This is a genomic window from Bradyrhizobium sp. USDA 372, from assembly GCF_053629095.1.
In genome coordinates, this window is the sequence record NZ_JBRJHR010000001.1 from 3,938,538 (window position 1) to 3,953,735 (window position 15,198).

14 protein-coding genes and 1 tRNA gene are annotated in these 15,198 nt (G+C 67.4%); 6 read left to right on the forward strand and 9 right to left on the reverse strand.

The window, feature by feature from the left end:
• Positions 1-9: 9 nt before the first annotated feature.
• Entirely contained in the window at positions 10-1,380 is a 1,371-nt protein-coding gene (locus AB7M16_RS18605; protein ID WP_439365042.1) for a cytochrome P450, read from the reverse strand.
• A gap of 33 nt (positions 1,381-1,413) precedes the next feature.
• On the reverse strand, positions 1,414-2,787 hold the full coding sequence (locus AB7M16_RS18610; protein ID WP_260381428.1) for a hydrolase: 1,374 nt from the start codon (positions 2,785-2,787) through the stop codon (positions 1,414-1,416).
• 135 nt (positions 2,788-2,922) lie between these two features.
• Between AB7M16_RS18610 and AB7M16_RS18615 the strand changes: the two genes are divergently transcribed.
• Positions 2,923-4,605, forward strand: a complete 1,683-nt coding sequence (locus AB7M16_RS18615) for an MFS transporter (protein ID WP_172787884.1) — start codon at positions 2,923-2,925, stop codon at positions 4,603-4,605.
• 28 nt (positions 4,606-4,633) lie between these two features.
• Here the strand turns inward: AB7M16_RS18615 and AB7M16_RS18620 are convergent, their stop codons facing one another.
• Both AB7M16_RS18620 and AB7M16_RS18625 read right to left on the reverse strand, forming a co-directional pair.
• On the reverse strand, positions 4,634-4,849 hold the full coding sequence (locus AB7M16_RS18620) for a cysteine rich repeat-containing protein (RefSeq protein ID WP_172787883.1): 216 nt from the start codon (positions 4,847-4,849) through the stop codon (positions 4,634-4,636).
• 172 nt (positions 4,850-5,021) lie between these two features.
• Positions 5,022-5,315 carry a hypothetical protein gene (locus AB7M16_RS18625; RefSeq protein ID WP_439401816.1) on the reverse strand — a complete coding sequence of 98 codons (294 nt, stop codon included), beginning with the start codon at positions 5,313-5,315 and terminating at the stop codon, positions 5,022-5,024.
• A gap of 252 nt (positions 5,316-5,567) precedes the next feature.
• On the opposite strand from AB7M16_RS18625, the gene AB7M16_RS18630 reads away from it, so the two are divergent.
• The gene (locus AB7M16_RS18630) at positions 5,568-6,611 is read left to right on the forward strand and encodes a polysaccharide deacetylase family protein (protein WP_453944762.1); all 1,044 of its coding nucleotides are present in this window, start codon (positions 5,568-5,570) and stop codon (positions 6,609-6,611) included.
• A gap of 129 nt (positions 6,612-6,740) precedes the next feature.
• Here AB7M16_RS18630 and AB7M16_RS18635 read toward each other — a convergent pair.
• From AB7M16_RS18635 to AB7M16_RS18650, 4 genes are all read right to left on the reverse strand, one after another.
• Positions 6,741-6,816: transfer RNA gene (locus AB7M16_RS18635), tRNA-Thr, on the reverse strand.
• 99 nt (positions 6,817-6,915) lie between these two features.
• Positions 6,916-8,751: a heme biosynthesis HemY N-terminal domain-containing protein gene (locus AB7M16_RS18640; protein WP_453944763.1), complete on the reverse strand. Its 1,836-nt coding sequence runs from the start codon at positions 8,749-8,751 to the stop codon at positions 6,916-6,918.
• 36 nt (positions 8,752-8,787) lie between these two features.
• A complete protein-coding gene (locus AB7M16_RS18645; RefSeq protein WP_453944765.1) occupies positions 8,788-10,008 on the reverse strand; it encodes a COG4223 family protein in 1,221 nt (406 codons plus the stop codon).
• Positions 10,009-10,071: 63 nt separating this feature from the next.
• A complete protein-coding gene (locus tag AB7M16_RS18650; protein WP_453944766.1) occupies positions 10,072-10,818 on the reverse strand; it encodes a uroporphyrinogen-III synthase in 747 nt (248 codons plus the stop codon).
• 151 nt (positions 10,819-10,969) lie between these two features.
• Between AB7M16_RS18650 and tsaD the strand changes: the two genes are divergently transcribed.
• Genes tsaD through AB7M16_RS18665 form a run of 3 tightly spaced genes read left to right on the forward strand, consistent with a single transcriptional unit; the run spans position 10,970 to position 13,442 of the window.
• Positions 10,970-12,043, forward strand: a complete 1,074-nt coding sequence (tsaD, locus tag AB7M16_RS18655; RefSeq protein ID WP_453944768.1) for a tRNA (adenosine(37)-N6)-threonylcarbamoyltransferase complex transferase subunit TsaD — start codon at positions 10,970-10,972, stop codon at positions 12,041-12,043.
• 2 nt (positions 12,044-12,045) lie between these two features.
• A complete protein-coding gene (locus AB7M16_RS18660) occupies positions 12,046-13,026 on the forward strand; it encodes an NAD(P)H-dependent glycerol-3-phosphate dehydrogenase (protein ID WP_453944770.1) in 981 nt (326 codons plus the stop codon).
• Positions 13,027-13,028: 2 nt separating this feature from the next.
• The gene (locus AB7M16_RS18665) at positions 13,029-13,442 is read left to right on the forward strand and encodes an EVE domain-containing protein (protein WP_260381434.1); all 414 of its coding nucleotides are present in this window, start codon (positions 13,029-13,031) and stop codon (positions 13,440-13,442) included.
• A gap of 115 nt (positions 13,443-13,557) precedes the next feature.
• Here AB7M16_RS18665 and AB7M16_RS18670 read toward each other — a convergent pair whose 3' ends face one another.
• A complete protein-coding gene (locus tag AB7M16_RS18670) occupies positions 13,558-14,637 on the reverse strand; it encodes an adenylate/guanylate cyclase domain-containing protein (RefSeq protein WP_453944771.1) in 1,080 nt (359 codons plus the stop codon).
• A gap of 101 nt (positions 14,638-14,738) precedes the next feature.
• Here AB7M16_RS18670 and AB7M16_RS18675 point away from each other — a divergent pair, with 101 nt between their 5' ends.
• Positions 14,739-15,194 (forward strand): SRPBCC family protein, encoded by a 456-nt coding sequence (locus AB7M16_RS18675; RefSeq protein ID WP_453944773.1) that lies wholly within the window; start codon positions 14,739-14,741, stop codon positions 15,192-15,194.
• The last annotated feature ends 4 nt before the right edge of the window (positions 15,195-15,198 follow it).

The following is a 15,198-nucleotide window of genomic DNA, read 5'->3' on the forward strand; positions in this document are numbered from 1 at the left end:
GGGCGCCTGTCACCGACGCGTGATGCGGAACATGGGTGAGTGGTCCGGCTGGGTGGTGACGACGCCAAGCGGGATCACGGCGGTCGCGGGGTCGGCGAGCTCGACACGAAATGCGCCGATCAACCGCGCCAGCGCCAGCACGGATTCGGCCTGGGCGAACGGCGCGCCGATGCAGACGCGCGGACCCGCGCCGAACGGCAGGTAAGCAAAACGGTCCGGTGCCTCCTTCGACATGAAGCGCTTTGGAATGAAGGCGTTCGGCTGATCCCACAGCTTCTCGTGCCGGTGCAACAGCCAGGGCGCGATCATGATGATGTCGCCCTTGCCGATCTCGACGCCCGCCGCGTTGTCCTTGTCGCGCGCGGCACGCGCGACCAGGAAGGCCGGCGGATAGAGCCGCATCGTCTCGTCGATCACCGCGCGGGTAAATTTCTGGCGATCGATGTCGGCCATGCTGTCGAGATGCTCGCCGCGGGTCTCGGACGCCACCTCCTCCTGCGTTTCAGGATCGAGCGCGAGCAGGTAGAGCGCCCAGAACAGCGCCGTTGCCGTGGTCTCGTGGCCGGCGAGGATCATGGTCGCGACCTCGTCGACGAGCTGCTCGTCCGAGAAGCCCTTGCCCGTTTCGGGATCGCGTGCCTCGTCCATGAGATCGAACAGGTCGCGCGGTGGCGCGCCGTCCTTCTTGCCGGCCTTACGCCGCTCGGCGATCAGCATGGCCACGAACTCGGTCCAGCGCTTGCGGAAACGGGCGCGGGCAAAATCCATCGGGCTCGGCCAGGACACCGGCAGCACCATGTCGAGGAAATAGGGACGTCCCAACCGCGCGGCATATTCCATGATGAAGTCGCGCAGCGTCGCGCCGTGCTGGTCCATGCCGAACGAGAACATCGTGCGCCCGGCGATCTCGAGCGTCATGCGCTGCATGATCTGGCGCAGGTCGACCGGCTCCCCGGTTTTCGCGTCCAGCCTGGCGATGGTCTCGTCGAGCACCGCCGTCATATGCGGAACGAGGTTCGCGGTCGCGCGCGGCGTGAAGGCCGGCGCGAGTGTGCGGCGCTGGAACGTCCAGGAATGACCTTCCGCGATCAGAAGGCCGTCGCCGAGCACGGGGCGCAGCATACGGATGCCGGCCGGCGTGCGCGTGTAGTTCTCGTAGTTGCTGAGCAGGACGTGCCGGATCGCGTCCGGCTGGTTCAGGATGAAGCTGTTGCGGAAGAAGAAGCGGCCCGGGATGACCTCTTCCTCATAGGCGCGCTGCCCCCAGGTCGCGATCATGTTCTGCCGGATAACCGCGAGCCGGCCGAAGAACGACATATCGTCGGGCGCACGCGGGGGAGCCGGAGGGATGATGGGCCGACGCACGCTGGCGATATTCATGGCTCTCTCCCGCAGGGTGGGACAGGTAAATAGCTAGTAAGTCAGCTCGGCAATGGCAATCCGGTTCTCGGACGCAGGCCAGGCGCGTGCCACAATTCGTTCTTCGCCGAATTGGGCCACGATGTTACGGCCAACCTCGCTGGCGGGAAGCCGCAGGGTTGCTGCCGCATCCGTGGGCACGCCCGGCTTGACGTCGGCCGGCTCCTTGCCGTCAAGCAGCACCACGTCGCGCGGCAGGCCGAAATAGCCGCGCGGACGCGACATGATCACGACGGCGCCGGCGTCCTTGTCGGCCGGCCCGAGCGGGCGCGCAGGCCGCAGATGCACGACCTCGGACGAGCGCGGGAAGGGCGAGCGATAAATGTGCGTCGTCGGCGCATCCGGCGAGGTCAGCACGAATTCGAGCGACCAGGCGGGATCGACCTGCGCCGGCCCCCAGCGGCCATCGGAGCCCGTCTTCGAGCTGTGCAGCACACCGGCTTTGCGCTCACCGGTATCAGGATCGACACGGAAGACATCGACGGTTGCACCCGCGACCGGGCGATTGGTCGGCGCGCCGCCCGGCGTGCCGGTGACCAGGCCGCTCAATGTCACACTGGCCTCCGGCGCGATCGCGATGCGCGCAGGCTCACGGCCAGCGATGAACTTGTAGATCTCCCGGAACGCGCGCGGGTGAAAAGCCACCTCGCGATGGTCGAGCGCGCCGAGCACGAGATTGGTGGCGCCCTTCAGCTCCGGCCCTTCGGCCGTGACATTGGTCGGCGTGCCGGGCTTGCCGATGAAGCGGCCGTCGCTCTGCGCATATTTGTCCATGCCATCGCTGCGCAGCGTGAGGAAAGCAACGCCCGGCGTCACCTCGCTCTCGCCCTCGTTCAGGCTGCGCAGGAACGTGCCGCGGCCGTTGAACTCGTTGTTGGGCTGGTCGTCGGTCGCGAACACGCCGTGATTGGGCGTGCCGCACAGCACGGCATGGCTGACATCGCCGGCGCCGCCGTTCCTGATGACGTTGCGGATGGCGTTGCCGCCGCGCGAGCTGCCGACCAGCGCCACGCGAGGCGCGCCGGTGCGGCGCTTCAGTTCAGCGATGGCGGCAGCAAGCTCACGGCGCTGGTCCTCGGTCGAGGAGCGGCCCGCCTGCTCGACCTTGTCGTCGTTGCGCGCCAGGGGGTCGGTGAAATTGATCGCCATCATGCGATCGCGTGCGACGCCATTCGACTCCATCCGCCACAAGGTGGTCATCCAGAGCGCGCCGTAATCGCCATTGCCGTGGACGAACAGAATCGGCGGCAGCTCGGTGCCCGCCGCGGCGGCGGGCGCGGTCTGGGCAAGCGCGTCCGTCCGCAAGCTCGCAAGTGCGAAAGGCACGCTCGCAGCCCCTTGCAAAATCGTCCGTCGCGACAGCTTCATCTGTTCCTCCCGGCAGCCCGCCTCTTTGCACTGCTTATAGCGGCCTAAGCACTGGACAGCGAAGGACTTTCGCGGGCATCACTGAATTGGCCGGAATCACCACGACCACTTCTGCCATCCGACATGGAAGGGGATATGACCGAGCAGCCGAACCGCCCGAAAATGGCCGCCGACGGCATCACTGCGCCCCTGCGGTACACCGTGTTCCGGCGGATCTGGCTCGCCAGCCTGCTCTCCAATCTCGGCCTCCTGATCCAGGGCGTGGGCGCGGCCTGGGCGATGACGCAGATGGCGGCCTCGGCAGACAAGGTGGCCCTGGTGCAGACCGCCTTGATGCTGCCGATCATGCTGATCTCGATGCCCGCCGGCGCCATCGCCGACATGTATGACCGTCGCATCGTCAGCGTGATTTCGCTGTCGGTCGCGTTGATCGGCGCGAGCGCGCTCACCGTGCTGGCCGGCTTCAACCTGATCACCCCCGAATTGCTGCTCGCCTTCTGCTTCGTCGTCGGCAGCGGCAATGCGCTGTTCGGCCCGGCTTGGCAGTCCTCGGTCAGCGAACAGGTGCCGCCCGAGGCATTGGCGTCCGCGGTGGCGCTCAACGGCATCAGCTACAACATCGCGCGCAGCTTCGGTCCGGCGGTCGGCGGCGTCATCGTCGCTGCACTCGGCGCGGTGGCCGCGTTCGCCTGCAATGCGATTCTCTATCTGCCGCTGCTTGTGGTGCTGCTGCTCTGGCGCCGCAGCAACGAGCCGTCGCGCCTGCCGCGGGAAAAGCTCAACCGCGCCATGGTCTCGGGCGTGCGTTACATCACGAATTCGCCGCCGATCAAGATCGTGCTGTTGCGCACGCTGGTGATGGGCCTGATCGGCGGCGCGGTGATGGCGCTGATGCCGCTGGTCGCGCGCGACCTCCTGCATGGCGGCGCACAGACCTACGGCATCATGCTGGGCGCCTTCGGCATGGGCGCAGTGATCGGCGCGCTCAATATCCACGAATTGCGCAAGCGCATGAGCGGCGAGGCCGCGATCCGCGCCTGCACCATCTCGATGGCCTTCGCCATGGCCGCCCTCGCTTTGAGCACGGAGCCGGTGCTGACGGCAACCGCGCTGGTCCTGGCCGGCGCGGTCTGGATGGCTGCGATCGCGCTGTTCAACATCGGCGTGCAGCTCTCGGCGCCGCGCTGGGTCGCGGGCCGCTCGCTCGCCGCGTTCCAGGCCTCGATCTCCGGCGGCATTGCGATCGGCGCCTGGGGCTGGGGTCATCTCACCGATTATGCCGGCGTCGAGATCGCGCTGCTGACCGCGGCAGGCCTGATGCTGGTCTCGCCGCTGCTCGGCATCTGGCTAGCGATGCCACGCGTCGGCGCGCGCAACGAGGATGCGGACGTGCTGGCCGATCCCGAGGTGAAGCTGTCGCTGACCGGACGCAGCGGACCGCTGGTGGTCGAGATCGAATACCGGGTCGCGCAAGAGAATGCGCGCGCGTTCCACAACGTCATGCAGGACGTGCAGCTCTCCCGCCAGCGCAACGGCGCCTATGGCTGGTCGATCGCGCGCGATATCGCCGACCCCGAGCTGTGGACCGAGCGCTATCACTGCCCGACCTGGCTCGACTATTTGCGTCAGCGCAACCGTTCGACCCAGTCCGAACGCGCGCTGCATCAGCAGGCGATCGATTTCCACATCGGCCCCGAGCCGGTGCGGATCCGCCGCATGCTGGAGCGTCCATTCGGCTCGGTGCGCTGGAAGGACGAGACGCCGGACCGTGCCAACAGCGAGGTGCTTCCGGTGGTCGCGGCCGGGAGCAGTACGTAGGTTTTTGCCGATCCGTAGATGGGGATGACTACTGCCCGTGATCCGTCAGCACCTTGTCGCAGCCCTTGCTGAGCCGGGTGCGGTTCTGCTTGAGGCAGGCGAGCACGGCGCCGTCGCCATTGTTCATCACGGCGCGGCAGAAGCGGCTGACATCGCGCGCGCAGGCATCATGGCCGGGCTGCTGTTGCGCTGATGCTGCCGATGCGCACAAGAGCAAAGGAAGAATGAAAAGAAATCTGGTCATCGCGTAATGCCTCTACCCGGAAGAAAGTGCGGGCGAAGCTAGTGCGACGATCCGGAGGCTGCAACGGCTTTATTGCCGGGCAGGAGGCAAGCCACCGCGTGGCCCCGGCGTGACACCGGGGCACATCGCGAGGGGGAGCTGACCAGCGCGACGATCGTTGTTGCGTGCGCTCTTACTGGCTGTCCCGGACGTCAGCGACCTTGCGCGAGGCGCCCTTGGCGAGGTCCTTGTCCATCACCGCGCGGCAGCCGGCGCTGAGGTCCGAGCGATGCTTGATCATGCACGCCGTGATCTTCGGGATGTTGGGGATCTCCGCCGAGCAGAGACGGAAGGCATCGCCCGTGCACATCTGCTGCGCCTCAGCCGTGAAGGCGAAGCTCGCGCTCGTCGAAGCGATCGAGACGATGGCGGCAAAGCCCAGGGCCAGGCTGGTGTCGCGGATCTTGCTGGTAAACGACTTGGTCATTTGAAGCTCCCATTGGCACCGCCTCAGCGGGCCCGTTATCGATGGGAGCTACGATGCTCCGGCAAAACCGTTTCCACTGTGATGACAGTCACGGGAGACCCACTCTCTGTGATCTCGGTCACTTTGGCGCACCCTACTGAAATTCCACCGCAACCGCTGTCGTGTTGGTGTCACGTTAACTCTTGGTTCGCATTAATGGCTCGTCGCGCGGGAAATTCCGCCGGTTTGGTTGCGTAATTGGAAAGATTAGCGATGCGTAATGCGTTGGGCCTGATGCTGGCCAGTGTAGTTGCGGCGGTCGTGATCGCCGCCGGCGGTTGGTTTTATTATTCCACGCGCGCCGACCAGGGCGCTCCGAAGACAGTTGCCGCCCGTGTCGCCGACCCATTGCCGGCACAGGCGAAGCTCGCCGCGAAGGACGACGTCGAGACCACCGCGACCGTCGCGGCCAAGCCAGCCGCTCCGGCACCTGCGCCGGTCATGCCGATGCAGCCGAAACAGGTCTGCGCCAATCCGAACGCGCTGGGTGTGTCCCGCGTCGTCGAGATCGACACGACGGGCGGCCCCGGCTTCGGCTTCGAGCATTTCAAGCAGTTCGATTTCCTGACCGAGAAGGAGGTCGTGCTGACCTTCGACGACGGTCCGTGGCCGGTCAACACGCCTACGGTGCTGAAGGCGCTCGCGGACGAATGCACCAAGGGCCTGTTCTTCTCGGTCGGCAAGCACGCGACCTACCATCCGGAGATCCTGAAGCAGGTGCTGGCCCAGGGCCACACGGTCGGCACGCACACCTGGTCGCATGTCAATCTGAACAGCAAGAAGTTGACGGAGCAGCAGGTCAAGGACGAGGTCGAGAAGGGCTTCAGCGCGGTGAAATTCGCGCTCGGCACCAATCCGGCGCCGTTCTTCCGCTTTCCGCAGCTGCAGCACAATCCCGCGATGGTGAGCTATTTCGGCACCCGCAACGTCGCGATGTTCTCGACCGAAATCGACTCCTTCGACTTCAGGAAGGGCGCGACGCCGGAGAAGATCGTCGAGACCGTGATGACGAGGCTGGACAAGCTCGGCAAGGGCATCATCCTGATGCACGACTTCCAGAAGAACACGGGCCTCGCCCTGCCGACGCTGCTCGCGCGGCTGAAGGCCGGCGGCTACAAGGTCGTGCAGATGAAGGCTAAGGCGAGCCTTCAGACGCTGCCTGAATATGACGAGGCGCTGATGAAGGACATGAAGGTGCCGACCGCGGGCACGAACACCCGCCCGATCGCGAGCGTGGTGCAGACGGTGTCGCAGTAAGCGCGATCGTTCCAAAACTCTTGCGTCATGGCCGGGCTTGTCCCGGCCATTTGCGTGTCTGGATCAGGCGAAGACGTGGATGCCCAAGCCCAGGCATGACAGCAAGATTGCGGGATCCGAATCGGGCGCTGGTGCCGCAAGAGGGATTCGAACCCCCGACCCCGTCATTACGAATGACGTGCTCTACCGACTGAGCTATTGCGGCGAACCTGCCGAGACCGAAGCAATGCCGGCCCCGATACGCGCGCTCCTGATATCGGGCATGGCCCGAATTGGCAAGGACAAGCCGGGGGCGAAATGCGGCTCACGCGCCCCAGCGGGACCAGAATCCGCGCCAGCCGCCCGCCTGCGCCTTTGCGTGGGCTTTGGGTGTGCCGATTTGTTCCGTAAATTCATCGCTTGGGCCCTCGTCGTCGATCCCGGGATCGTCGGGTGCACGGACGATCGGAATGACGGTCTGGATCGGCGCCGATGCGGGCTTACTGAGGTCGGCCCGGGTCCGGAAGACGGGCGTTGCCGCCGGAGGCGATGATTCGGCGGGCGGCGGAGCCGGATTCGCCGGCTCAGCGGGTGTGACGGCCGGCTCGTCGACCTCCGCAGTTTCCTTCGCAGCTGGCTCCGCGGTTTCCTTGGGAGCTTCCTTGGCAGCTTCCTTGGCAACCTCCTTCGCGGCCTCCTTGGCCGGAGGGGGTGAATTGTCCTGCGCGGCCGGTGCCGGCACCGGGGCCACCTCCGGTGGTTCCACCGAGGCCTCGTTGGGAACCGCAGTCACCCGCTTCGGCGGCCGAGCGGCCAGCATGGCTTCCTCGAAGGCGGAGGATTCGAGCGTGGGGCCCCTGTCCGAGGGCAGGCTCGCGACCGGCGTCTGCCACTGGAACGCATCGAGGCGGCCGGTGACCGGGGAGACCGGACGCCAGCGGTCGCTGACATAGCCGTCCGCGGTCCAGGCGGGATCGAGGCGGGCGCGCACCGCTCGCAAGGTCCAGGCGCGGGCTCGGCCGCCGTCACCATGCTCGGTGCGCTCGAGCTCGGCCATCAGCAGCGCGACGCGCTGGGTCGGATCCTTGAGATAAGGCGCGAGCACCTCGCGCGCGCGGGCGAACTCCGAGGCCTCGATCGCAGCGCGCGCGATGGCGAGCTGCCCTTCGACATAACCGGGCTTGTCGGCGGGGGTCTTCGCGGCGAGAGTCTCCACCCGCTGCATGCGGTGCCATGCGGTATCGCCGAGCTTCACATGCGCATAGGCTTCCGCAAGATCGGGATGCGGATTGGCGAGCCAGGCGGCTTCCACCATCTTCATGGCGCGGCGCACCTGATGCGCCTCGCTCTCGAATTTTGCCGCGAGCACGGCCGCCGGCACCAGGGTCGGGGCGAGCTTGACCGCTTCCATCGCGCTCTCCCGCGCGACGTCGCGGTCCATCGTTTCCAGCTCCAGCGCACGCGCGGTGAGCAGCACGCCGCGCTGCCGGCGATAGGTCTGCTTGTCGATCAGGCCCGCGGAGAGATTCGAATCGAGGATCGCGAGCGCGCCGCTCCAGTCGCCGCGCGCGCAGCGGAAGCCGAGCACCGCGTGCGAGGCCCAAGTCGCGGACGGCGACAGCTTGATCGCTTCCTCCGCGATCATCACGGCGCCGACCGCATCATCGGCGCGCTGCGCCTCGATGAATAGACCGCGCAGGCCGAGCAGCCGCGTATCCTCGCGCTCGGCCATGACGCGGAAGACGCGCTGCGCCTCGTCGCGATTGCCTTCGAGCTGCGCCGACTGCGCGTGCAGCAGCAGCGCGAGCGGATCGTTCGGTGCATGCCGCCGTGCCGCCTCGGCGTGCCGGCGCGCGAGCGCGGGATCGCCATGGCCGATCGCGAGCAGGCCATGGGTGATGGCGTGACGGCCGCGGGCATGGCGCTTGTCATGACGCCGGCGGCGCAAGCGCCCCGGCATGCGCCAGATCGTCGTCAGGATGCTCCAGACCAGCACGACGGAAGCAGCAAAGAGCCCGAGCAGGAACACGAACCTCGGCAGCGTCGTCGAGATGCGGAAGCTGCCCGCGGTCAGGACGAGATCGCCGGGCTGGTCGGCAACCCAGGCCGCGCCGACAGCCGCCAGTGCGATCAAGACGAGAAAGAGGACGATGCGAAGCATGGTCGATCCCTATACGCGCCGATTGTTGCGCGAATCTTATTGAGTAGATTTGGCGAGATCCGCCATGGCATCGTCGGCGAATTTGCGGGACGCGGCGAGCGCGGCGTCGCGGGCGTCGGCCTTGTCGAGCCAGGCCTGTGCCGCGGCGCGATCTGCCACGGGCAGCGTCTTCAGCTCGCGCCGCGCCTCGGCGAAATCGCTGCGGAGCGCCGCCGCCGTCACGCGCGACACGATGGCGCCGCGATCGTTGCCGACGCCGTCGGTGCGCTCGATCCGCACGAGCTTTGAGGCGCCGGCCTGGAGACGCTCGACAATGCCGGCCTCGCTCGACGGAGCTTCAGCCGGCGGCGACAGCTTCGGCACGATGTTGAGAAGCTCGCGGCTCAGCGCAGCCGATGTCGGGATGCCGGACGATGCAAACGCCTCGAGCGGCTTGAGCATGTCGGGCTTGGCCGTCAGCGACCGCGCCGCGGCCAATTGCGATTGATAGGGATCGCCGTGGCGAACGGCAACGTCGAGCAGCGACGCCGCCACCACATAACGGAGCGGCCTGTCGTCCATCGTCTTGGCCTCGGCGATCTTCTCGCCCTGCTGCGCGAGCTCGGCCCGTTCGGTCTTGCTGGCGCGCTCGAGCTGAGCGATGCGGTCGGTGAGCGCGGCAAGATCGGGCGCGGCAGTCGGCGGCGCGGATTTCGTATCGTTCAGCGCGCTCGCCGTCTTGTCGAACTGCGCGCGCAAATTGGCGATGTCGCCGCGCAGGGCGCTCGCCGCTTTCTCCAACGCATCGATTCGCGCCACTTGGGCCGGATCGGCCGCGGGCTTGGCGGCCTTGGCTTCGACCGCGGCAACGCGTCCGCTCAGCGCATCGACGGTCGCACTGGTGACCTGCGGCGCGGCCGGCGGGGCCTGTACCGCCGGCCAGCCCAGCATCCAGCCGACCGCGATCACGACCGCAGCTGCGACCGCGCCGGAGAACGGTGCAACGACCCAGGGGGAGATCGGCGCCGATACGGGCGCCGCCGCGGACGCCTGCTGCTCTGCCGATTCGGGCTGAGGCTCGGCCTTGAGCTCTTCCGAGCCGGGCTCTTCCACCCTGGCCTGCTCCTGCGCGACATGCTCGGCCGGCTCGGGCTCGCCGGCGACCTGCTGCGGCTGGGTCGAGACTTCCGTCGCCTCGAGGTCGATGGTGGGCGGGGTGCGCTTGGCACGACCCGGATCGGGCGCCAATCCAGCGTCTTCAGGCTTGTCGTCGGCCATCGTGACGGTTCCTCACACTTCCATACCAGGGTGGATCAGATTGCGTCGGATTCGGCCCGACCTTTACGCCAAACGGGTGCGCAACGCACGCTCCAAGGAGTCGAATAAGGCAGTTTCGTCCGGCGTTGCGGCCACCAGAACCTGCGACGCGCCGGCCTCGCGCAGCACACCCGCAACGGTCTCGGACAGGCAGCAATGCGGAATCGCCAGCGCCGAAATTTCGACACCTTCGTCCCGCGCCGCATCGAGGAACGCACGCGCGCTACGCCGGGAGTAGTGCAGCACCGCCTCGATCCCATGGGCGGCAAAGCCTTCGCAGACCTCGCGCGGCAAATGCTTCACCGGCGCCATGCGATAGGTCGTCCGCGTCACCACGCGGAAACCTTCCGCACCGAGCTCGCCGCCGAGGTCGCGCGACAGATCCCCGCCGGCGAGATACAGCAGCGTGCTCTTTTTCTTCAGCACCTTGTCGCGCGCGCTCTGCCTCACCTTGTCGCGCAAGGACGCGGCATCGCCGCCGGCGACGATCACCTCGGCAAAACCGGCCTCGCGCGCCGCAGCAGCCGTATGCTCGCCGACCGCGAACAAAGGCAGCTGCAACAGACCGAGGTCCGGCAATTGCAGCACCAGGGCGCGGATCGCGTTGGCCGAGGTGACGAGAACGGCATCATAGGAAACGTCACTCTCGCCTTGGAAGGCGACCGGCTCGAGCTTGAGCGCCGGCGCAAGCAGCACCGCATGCCCGCGCGCGCGCAGATTGTCCGCCGTCGCCTCGTTGTCGGGATGCGGCCGTGTGACGAGAATGGACATCGCTGGTGTTCCCGGACCATTTGGCGGTGACGCATTGACCAGAACGGCTGCGCGTGACGATTGCGCAAGACGACCCCGGGATGCTACCGGACGTACCAGAACTCTGCTTTACGGATGAGCGCAAGGGCGCAAATTGGATAACAATTCGCCAATGCTGGTGCTGGGCATCGAAACCACCTGCGACGAGACCGCTGCGGCCGTGATCGAACGCGCGGCCGACGGCAGCGGCAAGATCCTGTCCAACATCGTGCGGTCGCAGATCGAGGAGCATGCCCGTTTCGGCGGCGTGGTGCCGGAGATCGCCGCGCGCGCGCATGTCGACGTGCTCGACGGGATCATCGACCGTGCCATGGACGAGGCCGGCATCGATTATGCCCAGCTCGACGGCGTCGCGGCGGCCGCGGGGCCAGGGCTGATCGGTGGCGTCATCGTCGGGCTCACCACCGCGAAGGCGATCGCGATGGTGCACGACACGCCGCTGGTTGCCGTGAACCATCTCGAAGCGCATGCGCTGACGCCGCGCCTCACCGACGGTATCGAATTTCCCTATTGCCTCTTCCTCGCCTCCGGCGGCCATACCCAGATCGTCGCAGTCACCGGCGTCGGCCAATATGTGCGGCTCGGCACCACGGTCGACGACGCCATCGGCGAGGCCTTCGACAAGGTCGCGAAGATGCTGGGCCTGCCCTATCCCGGCGGCCCGCAGGTCGAGCGCGCGGCCGCAGGCGGCGATGCCACGCGCTTTGCGTTTCCGCGGCCGATGCAGGGACGCCCCGATGCCAATTTCTCGCTGTCGGGACTGAAGACGGCGGTGCGCACCGAAGCGAGCCGGCTGACCGAGCTCACGCCGCAGGACATCAGCGATCTCTGCGCGAGCTTCCAGGCCGCCGTGCTGGATTCGACGGCCGACCGGCTGAGCGTCGGCCTCAGGCTTTTCCGCGAGCAGTTCGGCGCACCGCGCGCGCTGGTCGCCGCCGGCGGCGTCGCCGCCAATCAGGCGATCCGCGGCGCCCTTGATGATGTCGCAAGGCAGGCCGGGACGCAGCTGATCATGCCGCCGCCCGCGCTTTGCACCGACAACGGCGCCATGATCGGCTGGGCCGGCGCCGAGCGCCTCGCGCTCGGCCTGACCGACACGATGGACGCGCAGCCGCGCGCACGCTGGCTGCTCGACGCCAACGCGACGGCGCCCGCGGGTTACGGCAAGACGCGGGCGGGATATTAGCGATGACCGCGCCGCAATCCGTCGCAGTAATCGGCGCGGGCGCCTGGGGCACGGCGCTGGCGACGGTGGCGGCGCGAGCCGGGCGAAACGTGACGCTGTGGGCACGCAATGCCGAGCATGCCGCGCGGATCGCATCGACGCGTGACAATCCAAGGCTGCCTGGCGTCCAGCTCGTGCCTGAGATCGTCGTCACGAGCGATCTGTCGCTTGCCACGCGTGCGGACATGCTGCTGATCGCAACACCGGCGCAACATTTGCGCGGCGTGGTGAACATGCTGGCCTCGCACATCACGAAGCCAATGCCGATCGTCGCCTGCGCCAAGGGCATCGAGCACGGCACCCACAAGTTCATGACCGAGGTGATCGCCGAGGCCGCGCCGCACGCGCAGCCCGCGATCCTGTCGGGGCCGAGCTTTGCCGACGACGTCGCACGTGGCCTGCCGACGGCAGTGACCCTGGCGGCAAGCGATGAGGCGCTGGCCAGCAGCCTGGTGCAGGCGCTGGGCTCGCCGACATTCCGCCCCTATCACTCCACCGACATCCGCGGCGTCGAGATCGGCGGCGCCGCCAAGAACGTCCTGGCGATCGCGGTCGGCATCGCGGTCGGACGCAAGCTCGGCGCCTCCGCGCAGGCGGCGCTCACGACCCGCGGCTTTGCCGAGCTGACGCGCCTCGGCCGCGCGCTCGGCGCACGCAGGGAGACGCTCACCGGCCTCTCTGGCCTCGGTGATCTCATTCTGACCTGCTCGAGCCCGCAATCGCGCAACTTCGCCCTCGGCCTCGCGCTCGGGCGCGGCGAGCAGCCTCCCGCCGGCAAGCTCGCCGAGGGCGAGTTCACCGCCCCTGTGCTGATCGAGCTCGCCGCTTCGCAAAACATCGAGTTGCCGGTATCGGAGGCGGTCGCATCGATCCTGAGCGGCCGGAGCACGATCGATGCCGCGATCTCGGGGCTGATGACGCGCCCCTTCAAGGCAGAGGAATAAGCATGGCGTACTGGCTCGTGAAATCCGAACCGTCGGTGTGGTCCTGGGACCAGCAGGTTGCAAAGGGCGCCAAAGGCGAAGCCTGGACCGGCGTGCGCAATTTCACCGCACGCCAGAACCTCGTGAACATGAAGAAGGGCGACAAGGCGTTCTTCTATCATTCCAACGAGGGCAAGGAGATCGTCGGCATCGCCGAGATCATCAAGGAGGCCTATCCCGATCCGACCGACAAGACCGGCAAATTCGTCTGCGTCGACATCAAGGCCGACAAGCCCCTGAAGACGCCGGTGACGATGGCCGCAATCAAGGCCGACAAGAAGCTCGCGGACATGGCGCTGGTGAAGTATTCGCGCCTCTCGGTGCAGCCGGTGACGGCAGAGGAGTGGAAGCTCGTCTGCAAGATGGGTGGGATTTAGTCGCATCTTGCCCTGGATCTGTAGGATGGGCAAAGCGCAGCGTGCCCACCATTCAGGATGAAAGCTCGCGGTGGAATGGTGGGCAAGGCGCGCGTAGAGCGCGCCTTTGCCCACCCTACAGATCCGGTAACGCAAACACCTCGCACGGCGCGGCAATGCCGCGCAGCGCATGCGTCCCGAGCGCAACGAGCGGCATCTCCGTTTCGGCGGCGAGTGCGCCCGAGACCAGCACGGTCCGGCCCAGCGGCTTGCACAATCCCTCCAGGCGGCTGGCGAGATTGACCGCGGGGCCGATCGCGGTGAAGTCGAGCCGGTTGGCGGCGCCGATATTGCCCCAGAGCATCTCGCCGAGATGGAGCGCGGCGCCAAACGACAGCGGCGGCAATCCTTGCGCGCGGCGCTCCTTGTTGAGGTACGCCATCCCGGCCTCGGCTGCGCCTGCAGCACGCAGAGCAGCGTCACAGGCGCGGCGCGGCGACGCCTCGAGCACCGGAAAGATCGCCAGCACGCCGTCGCCGATGAATTTCAGCACCTCGCCGCCGAAGGCGTGAACCGCGCCGGCGATGCGATCGAACCAGGCGTCGAGCGCCGCGATGACGTCGGCCGGCGGTGTGGTCTCCGACAGGCTCGTGAAATTGCGCAAATCCGCATAGAGCAGCGCGGCCTGGATGGTCTCGCCGAGATCGCGGCGCAGAGGCGCCGCGAGCACCCGCTCCGCGCTGCGCGTGCCGAGGTAAGCATCGAGCGTCGCCCGCAAGGTGGCGCGCGCGGCGAGCACGGCAAGCGGCGTCGCGGCGAAACGCGCGGCCTGACGTAGTTGCTCGATCTCATCCGCCGTGAACGGACGCGGCCCGATCCAGCCGAGCAGCGGCCCATCGGACCGTCCGGCGACATCTTCATGCACCTGCCCGCGCGCGCTGTCGCGCAGCCAGCGACGGCCGGCGTCGTTGGGTGGATCGGGCGCGAGGCCGCCCGGCGCGAAGCCGAGCGCTTCGATCACCTGGCCGCTATCGGCACGCCACAGCCAGGTCCGTTTCGCGATCAGCGGATGCGGCACCGCCAGCGTCAAGGCGCCTGCCGCGAGCGGCACGCCGTCGGCGACCAGATGCGCGCCGAGTTCCGCGAGCAGGCGGTCGGCCCCGGGACAATCCGAGGCGGCATCGAGGAGCCAGGCGAGGGTTGAAGAGAGGTGCATGGCCCGATGATGACGAAGCCGGGCCGTCTTTGTCACGGGCAAACCTTGACGGAGCGCCGGGCCGCCGCCATGTCCCATCGTCAGACCAGGGATGATCGCCGATGCCCGAGCCGTTCATAGTGCGACGCGAGACCCAGATCGCGGCCCCGCGCGCCACCGTCTTCGCCTATCTCACCGACCCCGAAAAGATCCTGAGCTGGATGGGCTCGGATGCGACCACCGAGCCGTATCCCGGCGGGCTCTATTTGCTCAAGGGCGTCAGCCCGCGCGGCGGTGTCGCCCGCGGTGTCTTCCGCGAGGTCGTGCCGGTGCATCGTCTGGCCTACACGTTCGGCTGGGAGGGTGGCCAGGAAGTGCCGCCCGGCTCGAGCCTGATCGAGATCGACCTGATCGAGCAGGACGGCGGCACGCTGCTGCGCATGACCCATAGCGGCCTGCCGAACGAAGCGCAGGCCGCCGCTCATGCGACGGGATGGGCGCACTATCTGGAGCGGCTCACGATCGCAGCCGCGGGCGGCGATCCCGGTCCGGACAAGGGTGTGTCAGAAAGGAAGTAGCGCT

Bases quoted from the DNA above. Each gene is read 5' to 3' on its own strand.
- AB7M16_RS18665 (WP_260381434.1), top strand. From the start codon at position 13,029: ATGGCGTACTGGCTCGTGAAATCCGAACCGTCGGTGTGGTCCTGGGAC.
- AB7M16_RS18610 (WP_260381428.1), bottom strand. From the start codon at position 2,787: ATGAAGCTGTCGCGACGGACGATTTTGCAAGGGGCTGCGAGCGTGCCT.
- AB7M16_RS18615 (WP_172787884.1), top strand. From the start codon at position 2,923: ATGACCGAGCAGCCGAACCGCCCGAAAATGGCCGCCGACGGCATCACT.
- AB7M16_RS18660 (WP_453944770.1), top strand. From the start codon at position 12,046: ATGACCGCGCCGCAATCCGTCGCAGTAATCGGCGCGGGCGCCTGGGGC.
- AB7M16_RS18625 (WP_439401816.1), bottom strand. From the start codon at position 5,315: ATGACCAAGTCGTTTACCAGCAAGATCCGCGACACCAGCCTGGCCCTG.
- AB7M16_RS18605 (WP_439365042.1), bottom strand. From the start codon at position 1,380: ATGAATATCGCCAGCGTGCGTCGGCCCATCATCCCTCCGGCTCCCCCG.
- AB7M16_RS18645 (WP_453944765.1), bottom strand. From the start codon at position 10,008: ATGGCCGACGACAAGCCTGAAGACGCTGGATTGGCGCCCGATCCGGGT.
- AB7M16_RS18670 (WP_453944771.1), bottom strand. From the start codon at position 14,637: ATGCACCTCTCTTCAACCCTCGCCTGGCTCCTCGATGCCGCCTCGGAT.
- AB7M16_RS18650 (WP_453944766.1), bottom strand. From the start codon at position 10,818: ATGTCCATTCTCGTCACACGGCCGCATCCCGACAACGAGGCGACGGCG.
- AB7M16_RS18640 (WP_453944763.1), bottom strand. From the start codon at position 8,751: ATGCTTCGCATCGTCCTCTTTCTCGTCTTGATCGCACTGGCGGCTGTC.
- AB7M16_RS18675 (WP_453944773.1), top strand. From the start codon at position 14,739: ATGCCCGAGCCGTTCATAGTGCGACGCGAGACCCAGATCGCGGCCCCG.
- tsaD (WP_453944768.1), top strand. From the start codon at position 10,970: ATGCTGGTGCTGGGCATCGAAACCACCTGCGACGAGACCGCTGCGGCC.
- AB7M16_RS18620 (WP_172787883.1), bottom strand. From the start codon at position 4,849: ATGACCAGATTTCTTTTCATTCTTCCTTTGCTCTTGTGCGCATCGGCA.
- AB7M16_RS18630 (WP_453944762.1), top strand. From the start codon at position 5,568: ATGCGTAATGCGTTGGGCCTGATGCTGGCCAGTGTAGTTGCGGCGGTC.